The organism is Nitrincola sp., assembly GCF_048264025.1.
Taxonomy (GTDB): domain Bacteria; phylum Pseudomonadota; class Gammaproteobacteria; order Pseudomonadales; family Balneatricaceae; genus Nitrincola.
Genome location: NZ_JBLXDN010000013.1, coordinates 92207 through 112681, shown reverse-complemented (window position 1 = coordinate 112681; position 20475 = coordinate 92207). Strand labels below are relative to the sequence as shown.

Here is a 20475-nt window from a genome sequence, read left to right as displayed (position 1 = left end):
CCAAGATTAATCGGAAAAGCGTTATCGTGGTGGGTGATGGCATGAAACAGTATAAGGTATCACCAGGTCTTCTCAGACCACTTAAGGATGTGAAGTAAGTCTATAACGTCCTAGAATGAACGATTACTCCCGATAAGGTGTTTCGGCTCGAGCTGCTCACCGAGAATTGCAGTACCGAGCAGAATGGCGCTAATTGGGATAAGGAAGGTTACGAGTAATAAATTGGTCGCACCAGCTGTCGCCAAAATGCGGAAATAAAGGATATAGGCGAGTGCTGTGGAAAACAAGGCGAGTCCGATAACCGCCCCCCAAACTTCTACGCCGGGCAAAGGCTGCCCCCAAGGCTGCTCAACCACAAGTGCTAAAGGAAACAGCACGAGCGCTGAAGCTGTCACTTGACCCGACGCCGTCACCAAAGGCGAACACCCCAGTGTGCGAAAGCGCCGACCGAAGATACCAGCGCAAGCGTAGGAGATCGCCGCACCGAGCACAGCAACCCCATTGAACTATTCACGGCTTTCATGTGCATTCTTCCTTCCGTTGTTTGAATGCACTTAATTTAGGCGGATTTGCAAGCGGCAACACTCCGATTCTTGCGGTGTGATTTAACCCGTCTGGAAGTTAATCGACTAGCTCTATTCCCAATAACTCCAACAAACTTGATGCCTCATAACGTGAAAACTTGGCACCTTTAACTTTGTTCTCTAACACATTGATTGCAAAGTCAGTTGATTCACTGAAATCAACGTTTTCCAAGTTCGTATTCATAAACAAGCTATGGGTAAAGTCGCAACCACTCAGGGTAGATTTTCTGAAATCCCCTTCCCGAAAATCTACCTCATGTAGTTTGCACGCATCTGCAATCAGTTCGTTTAACGTCAGTCCGAAAAATGATGAATCATTCAAAATGCAACGCTGGAATTTCAACTCAAAGTCAAGGTGGTACACAGGCCAGGTGGCTTTGGTCCAGTCAACACCCACCAGCTTGCTCTCTTGAAAGGTGGCTCCGAAAAACTTGCTGCCAGATAAATCTATCAAGCTCAGATTACAACGGACAAAATCGCAATTAATGAATTTGCACTGTTTAAATTTTGCCCGGGAAAAGTCACAGTCTTCAAACAAACACTCTTCAAACTCTATATCTGTATAATGTATATCTGGCAATTCAAGTTTTTTAAATTGAGTATCTAAATACTGCATACCATCGGTAAAACTTTTCATCATTTAATCAGTTCTCACTTGAAATAATATCAACCCTGTCCCACCAGAGTGAGCCGACTTTCTGAAACTCTAAATCATTAGCTGTGTGCCAGCTAGCCTGAGGGTTTTGCGGGGCCGGTATTCTGATTTTTCCACTTGAATACTCTGAATTTTCAATATCATATGCAACTTTAAAAATTCCAACCGGAAACACCCCAGTTACCATGGTTTTATTATTTTCTTGATTCTCATTGGATTCAAACATTACAAAAAATTGATTAAGGTTATTACCACCATGAAAACCCTCTACTACAAATGAAGCAAGAGTTATTTTATTACTACCATTATCATTACGAATAATTTTTAGATTTATTGACTCTTCCACAAGACTGGCTTGGGAATCCTTATATAAATCATATATCAAAAATATTTCATCTTGGTATTCTGATGAAACTTCGTCAATAGCAAATGCTGAATTGAATGCTAGTGCAACAACCAATAACATTATGTATTTTATGTTCACGGGCCAACCTATTAAACTAAGAGTATATAACACTCGGCTTTAAAGCTTCCAACCTACATCTAAGCTTTACTTTTGTCAATAATGATAATCATTATCCATGCAAGCATGCTCGAATGACAATACAGCTCAGAGCCACAGATCAAACGTATGGCTCTGAGCATTTTCTTAGCTACTGAGCCAGCTTACGCAGTACAAAGTGTAGTATGCCGCCATGCAAGTAGTACTGGAACTCATTGGGCGTATCTATGCGCACTTTGGCCTCGAAGCTCACCTCTTCACCGTTCTCTTTTCGGGCTGTTACCGTCACCCGTTTGCTGTGCTGGTCCACTGCAGGCACAGTGAAATGTTCACTGCCATCAAGATCCAGAGAATCGGCACTTTGTCCGTCGACAAACTCCAGCGGCAGAATACCCATCCCCACCAGATTGGAGCGGTGTATACGCTCGTAGCTTTGTGCAATCACCAGTTTCACCCCCAGTAAAGCCGGCCCCTTGGCTGCCCAATCCCTTGAGGAGCCGGTACCGTATTCCTTACCTGCCAGTATCATCAGCGGCGTACCCTGCTCCTTATACTTCATTGCCGCCGCGTAGATCGACATTGGCTTGTCATCAGGGAAATAATGGGTGGCGCTGCCTTCAGTGCCCGGTGCCAGCTGGTTCTTCAGTCTGACATTGGCGAAGGTACCGCGCATCATCACTTCATGATTACCGCGTCTGGAACCATAGGAATTAAAGTCTTTCGGCGCTATCCCCTGCTGTTGTAGATACTCACCTGCCGGGCTATCAGACTTGATCGCTCCCGCCGGAGAAATATGGTCGGTGGTAATACTGTCACCTACTTTGACAAGGCAACGGGCATCATGTATCACCGGCACCTGATCAGGCTCGGCCTTAATCCCGTCAAAGAAAGGCGGTTTACGTATATAGCTGGAATCCGGCCACTGATAGCGATCCGAGTCGTTGACCTCCAGATTGCGCCAGTTAGCATCGCCTTTAAAGACATCGGCATAACTCTCAGTAAAGTCCTTGGCATGGATATTGGCATGGATGCATTGCTGGATTTCCTTGCTGCTGGGCCAGATGTCTTTAAGGTACACTGCCTTGCCTTGGGTATCCTGCCCCAGGGGATCATTATAAAAATCGATATTCATGCTGCCGGCCAGGGCATAAGCCACCACCAACGGAGGCGAAGCCAGGTAGTTGGCATGTACATCCTGATGAATGCGCCCTTCGAAATTACGGTTGCCGGAGAGTACCGCAGCAACCAACAGGTTTTTCTGTTTAATGGCTTTACTGACAGGTTCGGGCAAAGGACCGGCATTACCGATACAGGTGGTACAGCCGTATCCCACCAGATAAAAACCCAGCGCTTCGAGATCAGCCATCAGGCCAGCTTGTTCCAGATAGCCGGTTACTACCTGTGAGCCTGGCGCCAGACTCGTCTTCACCCAAGGCTTGGTTTTCAGCCCCAGTTCCCTGGCCTTTCTTGCCAGCAGGCCAGCGGCCATTAGCACCGCCGGATTAGAGGTGTTGGTGCAACTGGTTATGGCTGCAATCACCACATCACCATGAGTCAGATTGAAGGTTTCTCCCTGGTGTTTGGTGTCATCTTTACCCTCCTCACTGGCGTTTTCATTCCCTACCGCGGTGCTGCCACCTTCATTTTCAAACCGGCCAATCAGTTGCTTTTGTGCTTCCTGATGATTGCTGGCCAATGTGGCAAATTCGGTTTTGGTATCGGTCAAACTGATTCTGTCTTGTGGGCGTTTTGGCCCGGCGATGGACGGCACCAGAGCAGATAAATCCAGCACCAATAAATCTGAATATTCTGCTTCAGGCGTGCGGTCATCATGCCACATACCCATGTGCTGCATATAACTGCGCACCAGCTCTATGTGTTCATCATTACGGCCCGTCAGGCGCATATAATTCAATGTTTCTTCATCAACCGGGAAGATACCGCAGGTAGCACCGTACTCCGGTGCCATATTGGCGATGGTGGCACGATCAGCCAAGCTAAGCTGTTTTAAGCCCGGGCCGAAAAATTCTACAAACTTACCGACCACGCCCAACTTGCGCAGCTGTTCAGTCACAGTCAGCACCAGATCGGTCGCAGTAACCCCTTCGGGCATTGAACCACTGAGCCTCACACCGACTACCTGCGGAATCAGCATACTGATGGGCTGACCTAACATGGCCGCTTCAGCTTCAATGCCGCCTACCCCCCAGCCGAGGATTCCGAGGCCATTGATCATCGTGGTATGGGAATCAGTGCCCACTAACGAATCAGGATAAAGCACACCGTCGCGCTCGAAGGTCACTCTGGCCAGATATTCCAGATTGACCTGATGAACTATGCCGGTACCTGGCGGCACTACCTTGAAATTATCAAAGGCCTGTTGGCCCCAACGCAGGAACTGATAGCGTTCCTTGTTACGCTGCATCTCTATGTCAGTATTTTTTCTGAAGGAATCAGCGGCACCGTATTCGTCCACCATCACCGAGTGATCGATTACCAGTTCGACGGGGGTAAGCGGGTTAATTCTATCCGCTGGCTTGCCAAGCTGCTGCATGGCATCGCGCATGACAGCAAGATCCACAATGGCGGGTACACCGGTAAAGTCCTGTAACAACACGCGCGCGGGAACAAAGGCAATTTCCTTGTCCGGCTCGGCCTTTGGCTGCCAGTTAACCAGCGCTTCGATATCTTCATCGGTGACAAAGTCCTGATTAGCATGACGAAGCATGTTCTCCAGCAGGATTTTCAAACTGTAAGGTAGGCGCTGTGGGTTGAACTTGTCAGTCAGGGCATTAAAAGGATAGTACTGATATGAACGCCCGTGATGCTCCAATGTTGTCGATTTTGCATAAGCTGATGACATGTTGCCTCCTTGGTCCCAAGTAAACTGATGGTATCAGTATAGCGGACCAGACGGGTTGTACCTGTTTGATGGCACTCCGAAGGTAACATGTTTCTATAACCGACGTCCGTGTTGATGAATGAATTAAGTTTTTGCCGCCCTGAACTGGCTGGATTCTATAATTTCACCAAACACTCGCATAAGGTCCGGGTCATACTTTTCTCCGGTTTCTTGATGCAATATATCCATGATTTTCGAGTGAGTTCGTACGTGATGATAGGACCTCTTCACGGCTATGGCATCATAGCTGTCGGCAATGCTGATAATGCGTGAGCAAATCGGAATTTTTTCTCCAGATAGGTTATCTGGATAGCCCATACCGTTGTAATGCTCGTGGTGATGACGAATCAACAGCGCCGCCTGCTGCGAGCCCTCGAGTTCAGTGGCGCGCATTATCTCCTCTCCGATTTCGGAGTGCTGTTTCATCGTTTCCCACTCAGTTTTATCAAGTTTAGAAGGCTTGAGCAGGATGTGGTCGGGTATGCCTATTTTACCTATGTCGTGGAACGAAGCGGCAACAATAAGCGTATTAATCTCATTATGTGACAGGCCACACGATTTCCCAAGACTCACAGAAAGACCTTGCACCCGCTCGGAATGGAGTTGGGTTGAAAGATCGCGGTAACCCAATGCAACAGACAAGGCTTTGGTGTACTTGAGCAGGGAGTTAAATGCCTGATCTTCCAGTTTCATGTGACCTCCTCGGGAACCTAAAGCCAGTCCATCTATGAAATACTGAACTCAGTATAGGTCAAACTCTCACGGTAAGATCGATGAAAGCGATTGCTACCCAGGCCGTTGGGAAATTACAGCCGAATGAGTGTGCTGCCGGAATGAAATAGCTTCCAGGAAAACCAATACTCATCAGAGATGGCTATCGGCATCAGATCTGCTGTTACCTCACCGGCCATATACTTACCCCGAATATCCCATACTGTTCCGCTGGAGATATCAGCAAGGGTGTTATCGGCATTCAGGGTAATATTTACAGGTGTTCCGGCTACTGAGCGTTTAAAGCCAAGTACGGTGTTGTTCACGGCAACAAGAACAACATCCAGCTCATCGTTTGTGATCACGCCTTGCGTTAGCAATTCTTCTTTAAGATACGCCACCTGAGGTTGAGCAATGTTATCGATAATGCCCACTACACGCGTTCTGGCGGGAAAGGTAGTATCTCGCTTTGTTGCAGACAGTCCCGGTGTAAATTCACTGGCTAAGATGTTTTTCCAGATTCCAGGAACAGGCAGCTGAAATTCCTTAAAGTCCTGTTTCGTTACCTTGACCAGTTGAGGGCAAGGACTCAGCTGCTTCACTTCAGCCCAGGGTAAAATCTGAAAAGGAATCATCGTCAATGTACGAGGATGTAGCCTGCCTATGATGGATTCGAAGGTAGCTTGCTGAAAAAATGTCTTAGTCTTTCTATCAGCCACAATCATATTGGCATTTTTGAACGATCCAACAAACAGTGGCCCTATGTCGCTCACATCAAAAGGGATAATACTGTGACACATGGCACAATAGGTTAATGCAACAAGACGATCGCCAAAGCGATCATTAATGATGTGGTGATGTATCACATAGTCCAACGGATATGCCTTTGTAACCCCGTTGTATTCAATCACCCCCAACTGCATATCGTCCTGAAGCAGCAGGTTTGATCGATCATCGGCCATCACTGGGAAATCTACGGCTTTAAAGGCGCTTTCCTGATGCATTCGGTAGGCTAAAACCACGGCCAACCCCATCAGCATGAGAGGCAACAGTGTCCACAGAGGAAACTCACCGGTTTGCCAGGTTATCAGAACCGTAGCGACACCACCGCCAACAAGAATGCCCCAGGTAAAAGGCTTTCTGATGAAATAGTGATAATACAGCCACTGCACCGGAAATGACTGAATGAGGGTCATGTAAATGGCTGCAGTGCCCACCACCAATGACAGAATTGCAAACCCATAAAATATAAATATCATTTTTCAGTCCATGACTCTTACACGAGTTTTCATAAATGCCAGGGCCCACAGCTACAGCTGTTCACAAGGTACATCAAAGTCGATGTGATAATGCTCATCATGGCGTACCCAGGATCGTCTGGTGGAAAATTCTATATTACTACGCAGGTACTCTGCATACTGAGTGCTAAACAGGTTGGGCTGCAACTCAGGATCGAATATCACTCGCCACAGATCATACCCTCGTAATTTTGACTGCTGATGCAACGCCACGATATGGGCAGCCATCGCCTCATAATCGATCTGCAATCCGTCGTAATGACTATTTTCGTCAAACTCAATGTTGTAACCAAACTTGTTGAGAGAATGTGTGGGTAGATGGACAGAGCGACCATCCGAATTGATGACTGGAACCATAAAGTCTACAGAAAGACCATTCATGTGGGTCTTATGAGGGCTGAATGGTCCTCCCTCTCTAAAACCCGCCTCCGCATATTTGTAGACTTTATCCGGCTGCTCACTCTCAAGATCCTGGTAGGCAGACACAACAATATCCCTTACAGCAGAATGAACATAGGTTCTTCCTGCCAAGCGAGCAATTGAACTGTAGCCTTCATAGTTAGTACCGCCAGACGGCAATTGCGCAGCATTCTCTAACCTGCCATTGGAAGTCGTGCCGTAACAGGTACTGTCTTGCGCCATTGCCAACACAGGAAAAAATATAAAAATAGCCAGGATAAATCGCATAGGTTACCGAGGGTTTAAACCCAACTCTATTTGTTTACGCTTACTTAAACCGAGTGACACAATGCGATAAGACTCTGATAAATAATATATTAGCTCTTCATCCAACTCACTGGATGTGCCTATTTGCTGTATCCATTTCATACCACGGTTTGCAAAGTAAGGTGCAGGAATATAACCATCCAGATTGCTGAGAAAATCAAAGTTCAAATCTGAAACTTTAAATGTGAATGCCGGTTGTTTATTCTTTCCCCAACCACCAACAGCAAATACCTTACCACCCACTTTCCATACATGAGAACCTCCCCATTGCACAACGTGGGTTGTCGCTGGAAAAGAACCACAAAAGTGATTGAACTCATCATAGTTCATGCTTGATATTCCCTAGCCTTGCTCGTCAGGTCACATTGTAGCTCGAAAAATAGCGGCGGATATACTCACTGGCAGCTTATAGCTTAAAGTGAGCCACAAGCGAACGCTGTCGCTTGGCCATACCTTTCAGCTCATCAGCAATCTGAGCACTGGATCTGGCATCGGACGCATTATTCTCAGCGGCTTCGTTAATCGAGACAATACTTTCGCTGATTTCACGTGCTGTGTAGCTCTGCTCCTCAGTAGCACTGGCGATCTGCACGTTCATTTCGACGATATCAGATATGGCGGCATTCATTTCGACTAAACCACTTTCGGCAGACCCGGCCGCTTCGAGACTGACCCGGCTTTGCGACTGGCTTTTCTCCATAACATTAACGACGGCAGTGATCAGTTTTTGCATCAATTCGACCATTGACTGGATTTCGCTGGTGGATTGCTGGGTTCGTGCAGCCAGGGTTCTAACTTCGTCAGCAACCACTGAAAAACCACGACCATTATCTCCAGCTCTGGCTGCCTCAATCGCCGCATTAAGCGCTAAAAGATTGGTCTGAGCGGCGATGTTATGAATCGTATCAACGATGCTGTCGATCTTCATGCCATACTCATTCAACTCAGCGGTTTTCTCCGATGCATCGTTAATTTGCACAGCCTGGCTGCGAATACTCTCTGTAGAGGTGTTGATCCTATCTTTGACATTATCCATCAAGCTCTTAGAGCGCTCTGCTACCTCAAGCGTATGCTGACTGCGATTGGCAATTTCCTGAACTGCACTTTCCATCTCGGTCATTGCAGAGGATGTTGATTCCAGCAGAGCCCGTTGTTTATCCACGCCACTGGTTGTGGAGGCACTAAAATCTGCATTGTTCTGTGATTTTTCCGCCAACTGCTCAGAAATTTGTGATATTTCTTCGAGAGTCTTGTGCAAGGTTTTACTCAGATCATTCAGGTAACCACCAAGCTCTCCAAATTCATCCTTGCGGGCCGCATCGAAGCTGACCGTCATATTACCCTCGGTCATTTTTACCAATTGTGTGCGGAAAGCCTGAATACTGCCTTTAATCGAGCGAGCAATCAGAACGGCTATGATCACCGTAAGCAAAACAGCGACACCTGCTACGACCCAAAGCAAAAACAGGCTACGTTCAAGTGTTTTATCCGCCACCGTCTGAGACTGGGCTAACAGTCTGTCACTGATCGCGGTCAATACAGACAGATCCTCGAGTGTATTATCAACTTCGCTGACGGCTTCGTTCCAACGCGCATCAATGGCATTGTTAATCTCAACCTGAGCCCGATAGCTCTGCAGCAATCCCTGCCCCGACTCCAGATCATCCAGTAACAGCGGTACCATCAGGCTAAAAAGTTTACCTAAATCCTGGTTGAAACTAGCCAACGCCTCGTAGTTTTCGCGAATAATCAACTCCTGTCCTTCGACGGCGCGATTTAAAGCTTCCAGATCAGGATTCGCCAGATAATTGCTCATTCCGTTCAACACACTGCGTGTTGAACGGCTCAGGGTTTCAAGTACCAGTTTCAAATCCGGGTTGCGGCGACTGAGAGAACTATTGAGGTATTTATCCAGATATTTACTTAGTTGACGGTCAAGCTTGCCGACCCGATTGATACCGCTCAAAACCCTCTGGTCGTTTTCCAGCTTATCGACTTCAAGGGCCATCAGTCTCTCCGCGAGTTCCGCATAAGTAGTAGCTGCCCCCTTGATTTCGGATACCATCTCAGCGACTTCAGGCTCCTTAGTCAGCACTCGCTCGGGAATGGAGTTCAGTGCGGCAAGCACATTGGAAAAACTACGCTCAAACTGCTCGGACTGTTGGCTTACATTCTCCGCAGACTGCGCTCTCAGCGCCAGATTCAACGCCTGGTCAGCACGCAAAAGCGAGTTCTGTGTTTCTCCGGCGGCGCGAGATAAAGGAACGGCCTCACCATTCAAATTCCCGATCTCATCATTGATTGCGAGCATGGAAAACAGACTGGATCCAGCAATAACAACCAGCAGTAGCAACAGTGCAAAAAAACCGAGCGAAATCTGTCGAACCAGAGAAAGAGAGCGCATATCAAAACCTTCTCGAATAGGGTGATATTAAACTTATTTTACGAACTGCTGAATGTTCTCCGTCGTCACCAAGCGGAATGGGACCCAAATTTTTTCCGGCACATCAAGACCATTTATCATCGCCAGTGCGGTATCGACAGCACCCTTACCCTGACTGTCTGCATCCTGAAGAACCGTGACATCGAGAAGGCCTCGCTGCATGGATGCCAGCGCATCCCGGGTCGCATCGATGCCGCCAACAAGGTATTGATTTGGATCGATGCCGGCTTGCTCAAACGCCATAATCGCCCCAAGCGCCATTTCATCATTATTTGCGGCAATAATGGAGAATTGTTCCGGTGACTCCTCAAGCCAGCGTTTGACTATCGTCAACGCCTGGTTCCTGGCCCAATTGCCACGTTCTTGAAGCGTAACACTCATTCCAGGATACTTATCGACCACCTCGCGCACATAGTCGGTACGCACCGTGGACGCCGGGTTACCATCAGCTCCCTGAAGGATGGCAACCTGTCCCTCATAGGACGCCAGACGTGCCAGCTCCTCCATCTGCATGGCGCCTGATTCGGTTTCATCAGAACCTATGTACACGACCTTTTCGGGATAGGTGTCGATTTCGGGGAGTCTCTGCAGGAACACTATGGGTATATCACTGTCCCCTCGTGCATCCAGCATTTGATTGATCGCGTCGGGCGTGGTGAGAACAGGCAGCAGGATAATCGCATCGGCTTCAGCCTCGACAAAATGCCTGATCTGCTCCAATTGCAGATCCAGTTGATCCTCGGCATTGCCCACATAGACCACGAGATTGAGCTGATCTCCGCGTGTCTCAATACTCTCGCGAAGAGCCGTCTGGAAGTTGTCATCGAATTTTGGCATAGATACAGCCAGGAAGTTGGCGCTGACTGTTTGGGCACAAAAAATCACCAACACCACTGATAATACCAGCAAGAATTTTTTCACCAGCGCACCATACTTTACTTTAAGTGTTTTATTAAATTGGCTTACTCAACTCAGATTAGCCTAGATCAGGATAGCTTGCATATCCAGCCATAGACATTTTTTGTGCGGGTATTATTAGTCTGGGAGAATAGGTTGTCTGGCTCGACGAAGCAGACAACCTACTGGGATATAGAAGACTCAGCCTTCTTATTAAGCAATTACTTAGCTGGCTTTTTCACTGCCAATAAAGCGATAGATTACTGCACCCAGCATACCGCCAATGATCGGGGCCACCCAGAAAAGCCAAAGCTGGGCAATCGCCCAATCACCTACGAATAGAGCAACGCCTGTGCTACGTGCAGGATTCACCGATGTGTTGGTAACTGGAATGCTAATCAAGTGAATCAGCGTTAGACATAAGCCAATTGCAATCGGTGCGAAACCTTGCGGTGCACGTTTGTCAGTGGCGCCAAGAATGACAAGAAGAAACATCATCGTCATGACCACTTCGGTGATCAGTGCGGCAAACAAACTATACTCACCAGGTGAATGCGCACCATATCCGTTTGACGTAAACCCGGCTGAAACATCAAAGCCAGCCTTACCGCTAGCTATCAGATACAGCACACCACCCGCCACAATGCCGCCCAAGACCTGTGCAACAATGTAAGGTAAAAGCTCTTTTGCTGGAAAACGACCACCAGCCCAGAGCCCAATAGATACCGCCGGGTTGAGGTGACATCCAGATATATGCCCGATGGCATAAGCCATGGTAAGGACTGTCAGACCAAATGCCAGCGATACACCAAGCAGACCAATACCTACGTCTGGGAAAGTGGCCGCTAAAACTGCGCTGCCACAACCGCCGAGCACCAGCCAGAATGTCCCGAAAAACTCTGCACCATATTTATTCATACAGCTTTCCTTTCCAATGATGATATCCATCGAGGGTTATAGAAAACCCCGCTGTTTATAATTTAATACAATAGCCAGCCGAAGACGGCTTTAAAACACGCTGGCAAGTATAATCTGGAAAGGTTTCATTATTGAACAACAAAAACACTCAATATAATAAATATTATTTTCAATTTATTACATTTAATTTCAAGGAATTACATTTAATTTCGATTACCCGTTTTGCAGAATATTTTGGAAGCCACCGATATTTCACGCTGACAGCAGCCGCTTTTTAGGTTGCATGTCGCTTCACTAATTGAGGAAGCCAAATCATGTCAGTATATCGGTAGCCTTCAACATCGCACGAATGCGGTCAATGTGGACTTGAGAATCCTTAGCCCGCTGGGAGATCGATGAAGACGATTGTTTGCTTTCATTCTTACTCATAGTGACCAGTAGATTCTGGCGCTCCTCAAACATTCTCAGTGCTACCCAGAGGGTTTCTTCAATTTTTACAGTTTGTTGCGCCAGCAACACCGAGGAAGTAAACGCATGGCCTGTATGACAGCGATACCTTAACAGCTTTCCTTCCGTCATTTGCCATAGCACCCCACCGCAGTCCGGACAATTATACGGCACCTGATCGCCGAGCGCCTCGACAGCAGGCAAATCGCTTAAAACCCGCTGTGCTATCTTAGCCTCGATAATTATATCTTCCGGTACCGGCTTGTTCTCCGGTAGCTCTCTGCTTAAAAGATCAGACAACACCGCCCCCATTTCGGCTACTGGCAAACAATAATCAGCGCCGACATTGGCTATTACCGATTGTGGCATATCCGGATAAGACGCCTCCTCTGGATCTTGAGCAATGCAAACACCACCGCAGCGTTTGATAGCCATCATGCCGCTGGTGCCATCATCCAGATATCCTGTCAGAATGATGCCAATCACTCGATTACCATAAGCCACAGCGGCTGAACGAAATAAGGGATCAATAGCCGGTCGTGAACGGTTTTCTCTGGCACCTTTGGTAACCAGGATTTTTCCCTTCACGATCAGCATGTGTTGATCTGATGGCGCCAAATAAATATTACCGCTTTTGAATGCCTGTTTATCCTGTGCATGGACACAGGTAAGCTGGCTGCTCTCATTTAAAGCGTTGACCAGCACGTCTCCTGTGGTGTCAGCACTCATGTGGGTGACAATAAAAACAGGTGCCGGAAAATCCTGCGGAAACTGCGTAACTAGTTTTTTTAATGCGGCCATGCCACCAGCGGATGCTCCAATAACTATGAGCATTGAACTTCTGTTTTTATTCATCACCACTTCCATCGATGCAGCAGGCTCGAAAAATCTATTGGCACCGCCTAACTGAAATTGAGACCAGAAATAGTGATGCCACCGTCAACCAGGATGCTTTACCCAGTGGCTTATGCTAACAAACTCTGCTGGATCGATATGCGCTATTGGGCACATACTAGTGAAGACTCTCTTTGGCCACTTCTGATGCATACAGGCGTTGGGATACCGTGCAATTATACTCGCTGGACTCGCATATCAGATTTCGAATCCGGACAGGCCAATGTCATAACGGGTAATAGCATAAAAATAAGGGGACATGCCCAAGTAGAGAGGTGCTTTACTCACATTCTCCTATGCCGTATTCACTTCTGCGTTTATGCTGATACATACGGTCGTCAGCCAGAATTCTGAGTTCATTAATATTGACTGTTTCTACCCTACTGGCCGAGCCATGACTGACACCAGCCTTTTCAAATCCATTTTGATGCATATAACTTATAGTTTCAGAGATAATCTGTTTGATATTTTCTACGTAGGCAAAGCTATCACTGGTGATAGCAAACTCATCGCCCCCCATCCGGTGCAGCACGCCGAATTCTCCAAGTCTTTCAGAGAGTATCTGGGCGAACATCTGCAGCATCTCGTCACCTTTGTGATGCCCATAGGTGTCGTTATAAAGCTTCAGATTGTCCATATCCAACATCGTTATCATACCCTTGGCAGGTAGTTTTTCCAGTGTAAGGCCTAATGCATAACGGTTGGGCAAACCCGTTAAGTCATCGTAATGCGCAATCCTCAAACTATGCTGGGCCAAAGCTAAATTATATTCTTTTTCGCGGTAGACCTCGGCAAACTGATAGCCCAGTACCAGACCGATAAGCAACACCTCAACTGTCACGGCTAACAGACCGATATGCTCGATATAGATGGTATAAACACCCTCTAAATCCTTGCTGGAAATAGCAAATGAGCCAATCATAAAAAAAGCCACAATTGCCACCAGGTAAAAATAGGCAATTTTATAACCTTGAATGGCCCGTACTAGAGCGGCAATCAGTCCATAAAGCATCATTAATCCAACCCCATAACGGGCACACTCTATGACCAAATTTTTATTGAAGATTGCTACAACAAGCAAGACGGCAAGCATCAGCAAAGAAAATTTGGCCAGGTTATTGAGCCAGGGGTGTGTGCTGGCTCTTATTTGCAATAAATGTTTGGCAAACAAAATATAAGCGAAGTTGCTAAATAGAATGGGCCCACCAACAAAATAAAACCAATGTATATTGAAAAGATCCGGAGTCACTAACAGGGCCGAGCCGTTATAAATCACATTCATAACGATAAAAAAGGTATAGGTGATTTCGGTAATACGCCTTCTGAGAAAGGCCAAAATACCGTAATACACGGCCAAGCTTATCAGCACACCCAGACTGACCAAGGTGATCACACTACCCCATTTAATGGCTTCTCGGTAATGCGGGAGTGAGTCCCAATAAGGCTGAGGTATAGCAATAAAATAGGTTGAAACCAGTGCGGTGGTAAGTTGATATTGTCCTGGAGGCAAGCGAAACTCGCGCCCATGGCGCATAAAAAAAGGATTATCAGATGCCGACTCAATGCCACCTTGCGCCTCGGCGACAAGCTTGCCAGCCTTATCGGAAACATAGTGATGAAAGTAGCCTAAGGCACTGGCATTTTTAAAATCAATGACAACTGCTTCATCAGTATCGGTGATCTCAAATACCGATTGAAAAACAAAACGTCCACCCTTTAAAGCAGGCGCATTAACTGTTTTAATGGGTTGCTCAGGGAAACGCCAATCAGGACTGACCTCATGCCACTGCCCAACAAATTGTTGCTGAGCAAAACTGGTAGCTGGCACAAGAACAAACAGTGGCCATAACAAACTGATGAATAAATACTGAAAACGCTTCTCACCCAATTGCTGAACGCGCTCACAGATACGGCTACCTGTATGCATGATCCGTCCTAAGGCTAGCATCCAATTCAGCTTGTTTGGTGCCCTTAAACAACAACGCGGTTGCGGCTAAATTCTCTGGTGACAAGCGATAGATGCGCATCGTATCAACACAGTAAGCGCCTAATTTTTGGTAAAATTCGATAGCAGGGGTATTCCAATCCAAACAACCCCATTCAAGCATTTCACATCCACGATCAAGTGCATGTTTTGACAAAAACTGCATCATAATATTGCCCAATCTTTTTCCGCGCATAGACTCATCAATAAAGAATCCATCAATGTATAACCCTAAGCGCCCAGTAAAGGCCGAGCTTTTCTGATGGAAGTAGGCAAAGCCAACTGTTGTTCCATCGTAAACGCCAAACACAGCTTCGCCCTGTTTTGCTGCAAGCAACCGCTCTATTCGCTCAGGTGTAGCGGTAATTTTATCGGACATTTTCTGAAAAGCTCCCAGCTTTTTCATGAAGCTAACCACCAATGCCGCGTCTTCAGGGGTAGCCATTTGCAGAAAAAATTTCGGGTCTTGAGTATGTATGTTTGGCATCAATAATTCTCTTGCTACGTCACTATCATTGACTTATCTAGTGAAACACAGAGTCAGTCGCTTTATATCACTTATGGGGTAATTCGTCATACTCAGGTAATTCGCCTGGAGATATATACCATTCAGCCTTTGATGCGCAGAATATGTTTTGGACTGGCTCTATACCAGGGTGTTCATCAAGAGTGCCTGCAGGTATAACGACCACTGTCCCGCTTTTAGCGCGCCAGGGCAATGATGAACCACACTGTTTACAAAATGCAGTGGCGAAGTGCTTGGTATTTTCGGGCGAATAATAACCCACCAGAGACTCGCCTTTAAGCCACGTAAACTGCTCAGGAGAGACCAACAGATTTGACGCATGGGCGCTGCCGGTGAACTTACGGCAACGTGAACAATGACAGTATTGAAAAATCCCAATATTTCCGGTGATCTTGTAGGCAACCTCCCCACATAAGCAACTCCCCTTCGAACTGACATTCATACACGTTACTCCTAATATATAAACCTGCCATTACTGATGATTAGCTTAGAAAAAACATCTGGTAAATCAGCAACTCGTTGCTATTTCCACAACCAGATCAGGTACGAAGCTAGGCGATTCAAACTCATATGGATAACCACCTGGATTAGCTATGATCCGTGTCCCCATGCACTCAAAATCAACAGCTTCATGAACATGACCATGCACCCACAGTTCCGCTTTTCCCATTAACCGGGCAAGATCCGATGCAAAGGCTGGCGAGAGGGCATCACCTCTATAATAAACAGGGATACAATTTGCTAACGGTGCATGGTGGCTGATGACAACTTTAGGGCCAGCATAAGGAGAAGCCAACTCTTTTTCCAACCACTTAATAGCTCGATTATGCAGCCGTTGACTTTCTTCAGGTGTAAAAATCATCCCATCAGGCTGTTCAATGATGCGAAAGTCTGGCATGACAGATACAGCTTTCTTATAGGTAAAAGCTGCACTGTTATCAGGGCAGTTCGCATAGAGTTCAAAATCTGTCCAGAGTGTACTGCCTAAAAATTTTACACCACCAATATTAACACTGGCATTATCGAGTAAATGGATGCCGAGCCTTTTGGCTTCATGGTGTAAGTCAGCACGCAGCGCAGACATGGAACGATTGTAATATTCATGATTTCCCGGCACATAGATAACCGGTACCCCAGAAAAACGACTGGCAGCCCAATGAAGTCCTTGCGTTCCTGTGTGGATATCACCAGCCAATATAACCACATCGGCGGCCACATCTGGCAGGTCGAGCCCTTCATCGAAGTGTTCCAGATGCAAATCAGAAAAAATTCTCAGCCGCACAGTACAATCCCCTTATCGAGCTTATTTATCTCGGATCACATGTTCGTCCAGGCTAGGCGTTTCGCTCCACTACGTCAGGGAGCCATATGATGTCAGTAACACCTATATCCTGCCCACACTGACTTAGCAGTGTTGTGATTTGACCGCGATGATGGGTTTGATGATTGAAGAAATGGGCAACCACCAGCCACATCTCATATTTGCGGGTGGAGGGATTAACAAGGCTTGTATATTCCAGTTTGCTAGCCAACTCAGAATCCGTCAGCGCGGCGGCCCATGAAACGATGACTTCATCGGTTGCAACACGATCCTCCCATAGCGCTTCAAAGTCACTATGCAACTCCTCACCAAGATCTGCTGCCTGAAATGGTTTGCCCAAGAAGCGCCCTAACCAGATTTTATCGCCAAGCAGAATATGATTGAGCGTGCCATGAATGGATTTAAAAAAAGCCCCCATGTCTTTTTTACGTTCGCTATCAGAGAGCTCTGCACACACGGCATACATCCGCTGATTCATCCAGCGATTATAGGCCGCCATATCTCTAGCCTGAACTGCAAGCATGTAATACTCTCCTTTTCTATACGGGTCTAGCGTTCGTGAGCAGCAATTGCCGAACATGTTCCGTAACCTGTGGCATGCCTTCAAGTACGGCCTGGGCAACACCAAAATCGTGATGCATTGACATGGTCGTGGGCACGGCTAAACAACTAATACCGGCGGCATGCGATGCTTTCAAACCATGTTGTGTATCTTCAACTGCAAGGCATTCAGATGCTTGCAAGCCTAGCCGCTGTAGAGCCAGTAGATAGCAGTCCGGTGCTGGTTTACTTGCGCGAACATCATCCCCTGATACAACGGTAGCAAAGCTATCACCGAGATTATTTGCCTTAAGGGTTGCATAGACGCTTTCTGAGCCCGCTCCTGTAACTATGGCGAGATCTAGACCACAAAGACGAAATTCCCTGATAGTTTCAAGTACACCATGCATGAGTGGAAAGGCGTTTCGACGTAGGTACTCGCTGGTAGCAGCATCTTTCGCTGCTACCAGCGTTTCGGGGAGCTCATCCAGCTCAAACCTATGCACTATATCAACAGCATTGGCCTTGGTGGGCACACCAGCATAGTCTTGTCTGTACAGCTGCTCGGGCAACGAGACGCCATACTGAGCCAAGACAGTTTGCCATAACGCATAGTGAACTGGTTCGGAGTCAACTAAGGTTCCATCGTGGTCAAAAAGAATGGCTCTAAGTGGCATAACTTGGTATTTCCCTTGGATTTTAATATAAGGCCACTGAAGGCCAACGGCGTTGCATTTTTCTGGTTAACCCCAGCTATTTCCCGCCGGCCAGATCGATGAATGATCCAGTAACATAGGATGCTTCATCTGATAATAACCAAGCAATAGCATTTGCTACTTCATCAGGTGTACCACCACGTTGCAACGGGATCTGAGGCGCTAAGCGTTCAACTCGGTTAGGCTCACCGCCATCCGCATGCATATCCGTATAAATGAAACCGGGTCTTACCGAGTTCACACGAATACCCTTAGAAGCGACCTCCAGTGACAAGCCTTTTGTTAATGAATCCATCGCCCCTTTAGAGGCGGCATAATCGATATATTCAAACGGCGCGCCGCTTCGTGAAGCCGCTGATGACACATTCACGATAGCGCCTGTCGATTTACTTCGATTGATAAATTCACGTGAGCAAAGAAAACAGCTAGTTACATTAGATAACAGAACTTTGTTAAACCGCTCAACCTCTATGTCAGCAAGACACGACTGAGGATACAAAATGCCCGCGTTATTGACTAAATGTGTAGCATGGCCATAGGTTTTTTCGGTTACATCGAATAAAGCTACAACGTCAGTTTCTTTGGAAACATCAGCTTGGAACGAAAACGCTCTACCACCAAGCGCCGTAATTTCAGCAACGACAGCATCGGCACTTTTGGCATCTGAGCGGTAATTGACACAGACAGCATACCCTCTTGATGCTAACAACTTCGAGGTTGCCGCACCAATTCCTCGACCACCGCCAGTAACGATAACAATTTTATTCATCGTATTTCCCTGATAACACGTGATTCGAAATCACCCACCACACCACCTTGCAGCTACCTATCCGACACAGCGAGTTGTGCACCAAAACCCACAAAGGCTACCGCACTTGTATGCATAATAGCGGCCAGGCCCAGAATAGTGGCCAACAAATGCGGAACTCCTCAGTCATTGTTTAGGTGTTACGATGACCGGCGAAAAACGCACTAAGTTCGGCATCCGGAACTTGATTATTCGAATAGTTAAACGTGCCATCTACAACCATTTCTTGTGCGGCCCTTCGCATGAGTCCGTATGTAGCACGAGCGAGACTCCCTCCGATACTAATACGCCGCACACCCAGATCTTCAAGCTGAGAAACCGTTAACGGCTGCCCCTTGAGACCCATGACAACATTTAGTGGCGCGTCGATCTCTTTAACCAGCTCAGCAATCACTTTCGGATCCGACACACCAGGAACAAACAGGCAATCTGCACCCGCTTCCCTATAGCTATTTGCCCTGTGAACAGCTTCCGAAAAGGGATTTTTCACGCCAGTAAGGTAGCAATCCGTGCGGGCAGTCAACGTGAACGGAATATCGCTTTCATCGGCCACTTTGCGCGCCATACGAATTCGCTCTATGGCGAGTGGCAGGTCGAACAGGGGCATGGATAGATCGCCGGTGAAGTCTTCTATGTTTCCACCAATAGCGCCAGAGATAATTGCCAGTTCTATCGTCTCGGCTACCTGCTCAGGCTCAGCACCATAACCCGCTTCGAGATCAGCGCTCACAGGGACATTAACAGCTTCGGCTATTTCTCGTACTCTATTGAGCATGTCCGTTCGCGTAACGGCTCCCTCATAGTCCGGAAGCCCGAGCGAGTAGGCAATGCCTGCGCTCGTCGTCGCGATAGCGGAAAATCCAGCTGCCGCAAGCATTCGGGCGCTACCGCCATCCCAAGCATTGGGCATCAGAAAGACCTTCGATTGTGCATGAAGATCACGGAATGTTTTGGCCTTGTTAAGATGCATCTGCATACGGGTTGCTACTCATACCGGATAAGTTTAGTTAATGCTTACGTTTGTTACATTTCAAAACGATTCAACATTTGCAGCTTACCTCAAATAAGCCCCTCAAGTTGTTGCAGCAGCTTTTGACCCTGAGGCCAATCACCCAATCCGCTATCGCCATTGATATGACCCGCCTCACCAATGTTAACAAGGTCGCTCCCCCAGTTCGACGCACATTTTTCAGAATAGATGATCCCGCCATAGGGGTCATTGGTGCTTGCGACAACAATAGATTTAAACGGTAACCGATCCACTGGCAATGGCTCAAACCCCAGGGCTTGAGTTGGGAATTCCGGGCTTTTAGGATCTGGGACGGCGACGAGTAAAGCGGCTTTTATTTTCAGATTCGTTTTGGCTGCCCAGTGAGCAACGAGTAAACATCCTAAGCTATGCGCCACCAGCGTGGTACTTGGACCGGAAGATTTAACAGCGTCTTCAAGTGAGACAACCCAGTCGGAGCAGATAGGGTTTTCCCAGCTCTGTTGGTGAACACGAATGCAGTTGTTATTGAGTTGCTCCCAGCGACTTTGCCAGTGATCTGGCCCTGAATTTCCGAAACCGGGTAGAATGAGAATTTTCATGTTGGTGCAACTC

The 20475-nt window shown here is 47.1% G+C and carries 21 protein-coding genes; all 21 read right to left on the bottom strand.

Features of this window, described 5'->3' with window-relative positions; genetic code table 11:
* Positions 1-110: 110 nt before the first annotated feature.
* The 21 genes from ACN0R1_RS11605 to ACN0R1_RS11505 all read right to left on the bottom strand — a co-directional run bounded on the left by ACN0R1_RS11605 (position 111) and on the right by ACN0R1_RS11505 (position 20462).
* Positions 111-491 (bottom strand): EamA family transporter, encoded by a 381-nt coding sequence (locus ACN0R1_RS11605; protein ID WP_417582987.1) that lies wholly within the window; start codon positions 489-491, stop codon positions 111-113.
* Positions 492-621: 130 nt separating this feature from the next.
* Complete coding sequence (locus ACN0R1_RS11600) at positions 622-1221, bottom strand: pentapeptide repeat-containing protein (protein ID WP_417582985.1); 600 nt, start codon at positions 1219-1221, stop codon at positions 622-624.
* A gap of 7 nt (positions 1222-1228) precedes the next feature.
* Positions 1229-1723, bottom strand: coding sequence for a hypothetical protein (locus ACN0R1_RS11595; protein ID WP_417582983.1), 495 nt, complete (start codon positions 1721-1723; stop codon positions 1229-1231).
* 169 nt (positions 1724-1892) lie between these two features.
* Complete coding sequence (gene acnA / locus ACN0R1_RS11590) at positions 1893-4604, bottom strand: aconitate hydratase AcnA (RefSeq protein ID WP_417582981.1); 2712 nt, start codon at positions 4602-4604, stop codon at positions 1893-1895.
* 123 nt (positions 4605-4727) lie between these two features.
* Entirely contained in the window at positions 4728-5336 is a 609-nt protein-coding gene (locus ACN0R1_RS11585; RefSeq protein WP_417582979.1) for an HD-GYP domain-containing protein, read from the bottom strand.
* Positions 5337-5449: 113 nt separating this feature from the next.
* The gene (locus ACN0R1_RS11580) at positions 5450-6613 is read right to left on the bottom strand and encodes a DUF3179 domain-containing protein (protein ID WP_417582977.1); all 1164 of its coding nucleotides are present in this window, start codon (positions 6611-6613) and stop codon (positions 5450-5452) included.
* Between the two features lie 51 nt (positions 6614-6664).
* A complete protein-coding gene (locus tag ACN0R1_RS11575; RefSeq protein ID WP_417582975.1) occupies positions 6665-7339 on the bottom strand; it encodes a penicillin-insensitive murein endopeptidase in 675 nt (224 codons plus the stop codon).
* Between the two features lie 3 nt (positions 7340-7342).
* Positions 7343-7708: an MmcQ/YjbR family DNA-binding protein gene (locus ACN0R1_RS11570; RefSeq protein ID WP_417582973.1), complete on the bottom strand. Its 366-nt coding sequence runs from the start codon at positions 7706-7708 to the stop codon at positions 7343-7345.
* A gap of 76 nt (positions 7709-7784) precedes the next feature.
* Positions 7785-9782 carry a methyl-accepting chemotaxis protein gene (locus ACN0R1_RS11565; protein WP_417582971.1) on the bottom strand — a complete coding sequence of 666 codons (1998 nt, stop codon included), beginning with the start codon at positions 9780-9782 and terminating at the stop codon, positions 7785-7787.
* 33 nt (positions 9783-9815) lie between these two features.
* Positions 9816-10742, bottom strand: coding sequence for a substrate-binding domain-containing protein (locus tag ACN0R1_RS11560; RefSeq protein WP_417582969.1), 927 nt, complete (start codon positions 10740-10742; stop codon positions 9816-9818).
* A 201-nt stretch (positions 10743-10943) separates the two neighbouring features.
* Positions 10944-11636, bottom strand: a complete 693-nt coding sequence (gene aqpZ, locus ACN0R1_RS11555) for an aquaporin Z (RefSeq protein ID WP_417582967.1) — start codon at positions 11634-11636, stop codon at positions 10944-10946.
* 312 nt (positions 11637-11948) lie between these two features.
* The gene (locus ACN0R1_RS11550) at positions 11949-12938 is read right to left on the bottom strand and encodes a chemotaxis protein CheB (RefSeq protein WP_417582965.1); all 990 of its coding nucleotides are present in this window, start codon (positions 12936-12938) and stop codon (positions 11949-11951) included.
* A 319-nt stretch (positions 12939-13257) separates the two neighbouring features.
* A complete protein-coding gene (locus ACN0R1_RS11545) occupies positions 13258-14904 on the bottom strand; it encodes a diguanylate cyclase domain-containing protein (protein WP_417582963.1) in 1647 nt (548 codons plus the stop codon).
* Positions 14891-15448: a GNAT family N-acetyltransferase gene (locus ACN0R1_RS11540; RefSeq protein WP_417582961.1), complete on the bottom strand. Its 558-nt coding sequence runs from the start codon at positions 15446-15448 to the stop codon at positions 14891-14893. Before ACN0R1_RS11540 ends, ACN0R1_RS11545 begins: the two co-directional genes overlap by 14 nt.
* 67 nt (positions 15449-15515) lie before the next feature.
* Positions 15516-15929, bottom strand: coding sequence for a GFA family protein (locus ACN0R1_RS11535; protein ID WP_417582959.1), 414 nt, complete (start codon positions 15927-15929; stop codon positions 15516-15518).
* A gap of 66 nt (positions 15930-15995) precedes the next feature.
* Positions 15996-16769, bottom strand: a complete 774-nt coding sequence (locus tag ACN0R1_RS11530) for a metallophosphoesterase family protein (RefSeq protein ID WP_417582957.1) — start codon at positions 16767-16769, stop codon at positions 15996-15998.
* Positions 16770-16821: 52 nt separating this feature from the next.
* Positions 16822-17331, bottom strand: a complete 510-nt coding sequence (locus ACN0R1_RS11525) for a DinB family protein (protein WP_417582955.1) — start codon at positions 17329-17331, stop codon at positions 16822-16824.
* Between the two features lie 16 nt (positions 17332-17347).
* Complete coding sequence (locus ACN0R1_RS11520) at positions 17348-18025, bottom strand: HAD family hydrolase (RefSeq protein WP_417582953.1); 678 nt, start codon at positions 18023-18025, stop codon at positions 17348-17350.
* A 76-nt stretch (positions 18026-18101) separates the two neighbouring features.
* A complete protein-coding gene (locus ACN0R1_RS11515; RefSeq protein ID WP_417582951.1) occupies positions 18102-18833 on the bottom strand; it encodes an SDR family oxidoreductase in 732 nt (243 codons plus the stop codon).
* 172 nt (positions 18834-19005) lie between these two features.
* Positions 19006-19848 (bottom strand): isocitrate lyase/PEP mutase family protein, encoded by an 843-nt coding sequence (locus ACN0R1_RS11510; RefSeq protein ID WP_417582949.1) that lies wholly within the window; start codon positions 19846-19848, stop codon positions 19006-19008.
* Between the two features lie 83 nt (positions 19849-19931).
* Positions 19932-20462 (bottom strand): RBBP9/YdeN family alpha/beta hydrolase, encoded by a 531-nt coding sequence (locus ACN0R1_RS11505; protein WP_417582947.1) that lies wholly within the window; start codon positions 20460-20462, stop codon positions 19932-19934.
* Between the last annotated feature and the right edge of the window lie 13 nt (positions 20463-20475).

Excerpts from the sequence above, each read along its gene's own strand:
- ACN0R1_RS11600 (WP_417582985.1), bottom strand. The coding sequence starts at position 1,221 with ATGAAAAGTTTTACCGATGGTATGCAGTATTTAGATACTCAATTTAAA.
- acnA (WP_417582981.1), bottom strand. The coding sequence starts at position 4,604 with ATGTCATCAGCTTATGCAAAATCGACAACATTGGAGCATCACGGGCGT.
- ACN0R1_RS11585 (WP_417582979.1), bottom strand. The coding sequence starts at position 5,336 with ATGAAACTGGAAGATCAGGCATTTAACTCCCTGCTCAAGTACACCAAA.
- ACN0R1_RS11580 (WP_417582977.1), bottom strand. The coding sequence starts at position 6,613 with ATGATATTTATATTTTATGGGTTTGCAATTCTGTCATTGGTGGTGGGC.
- ACN0R1_RS11575 (WP_417582975.1), bottom strand. The coding sequence starts at position 7,339 with ATGCGATTTATCCTGGCTATTTTTATATTTTTTCCTGTGTTGGCAATG.
- ACN0R1_RS11570 (WP_417582973.1), bottom strand. The coding sequence starts at position 7,708 with ATGAACTATGATGAGTTCAATCACTTTTGTGGTTCTTTTCCAGCGACA.
- ACN0R1_RS11565 (WP_417582971.1), bottom strand. The coding sequence starts at position 9,782 with ATGCGCTCTCTTTCTCTGGTTCGACAGATTTCGCTCGGTTTTTTTGCA.
- aqpZ (WP_417582967.1), bottom strand. The coding sequence starts at position 11,636 with ATGAATAAATATGGTGCAGAGTTTTTCGGGACATTCTGGCTGGTGCTC.
- ACN0R1_RS11550 (WP_417582965.1), bottom strand. The coding sequence starts at position 12,938 with ATGAATAAAAACAGAAGTTCAATGCTCATAGTTATTGGAGCATCCGCT.
- ACN0R1_RS11545 (WP_417582963.1), bottom strand. The coding sequence starts at position 14,904 with ATGCATACAGGTAGCCGTATCTGTGAGCGCGTTCAGCAATTGGGTGAG.
- ACN0R1_RS11540 (WP_417582961.1), bottom strand. The coding sequence starts at position 15,448 with ATGCCAAACATACATACTCAAGACCCGAAATTTTTTCTGCAAATGGCT.
- ACN0R1_RS11535 (WP_417582959.1), bottom strand. The coding sequence starts at position 15,929 with ATGAATGTCAGTTCGAAGGGGAGTTGCTTATGTGGGGAGGTTGCCTAC.
- ACN0R1_RS11525 (WP_417582955.1), bottom strand. The coding sequence starts at position 17,331 with ATGCTTGCAGTTCAGGCTAGAGATATGGCGGCCTATAATCGCTGGATG.
- ACN0R1_RS11520 (WP_417582953.1), bottom strand. The coding sequence starts at position 18,025 with ATGCCACTTAGAGCCATTCTTTTTGACCACGATGGAACCTTAGTTGAC.
- ACN0R1_RS11515 (WP_417582951.1), bottom strand. The coding sequence starts at position 18,833 with ATGAATAAAATTGTTATCGTTACTGGCGGTGGTCGAGGAATTGGTGCG.
- ACN0R1_RS11510 (WP_417582949.1), bottom strand. The coding sequence starts at position 19,848 with ATGCAGATGCATCTTAACAAGGCCAAAACATTCCGTGATCTTCATGCA.
- ACN0R1_RS11505 (WP_417582947.1), bottom strand. The coding sequence starts at position 20,462 with ATGAAAATTCTCATTCTACCCGGTTTCGGAAATTCAGGGCCAGATCAC.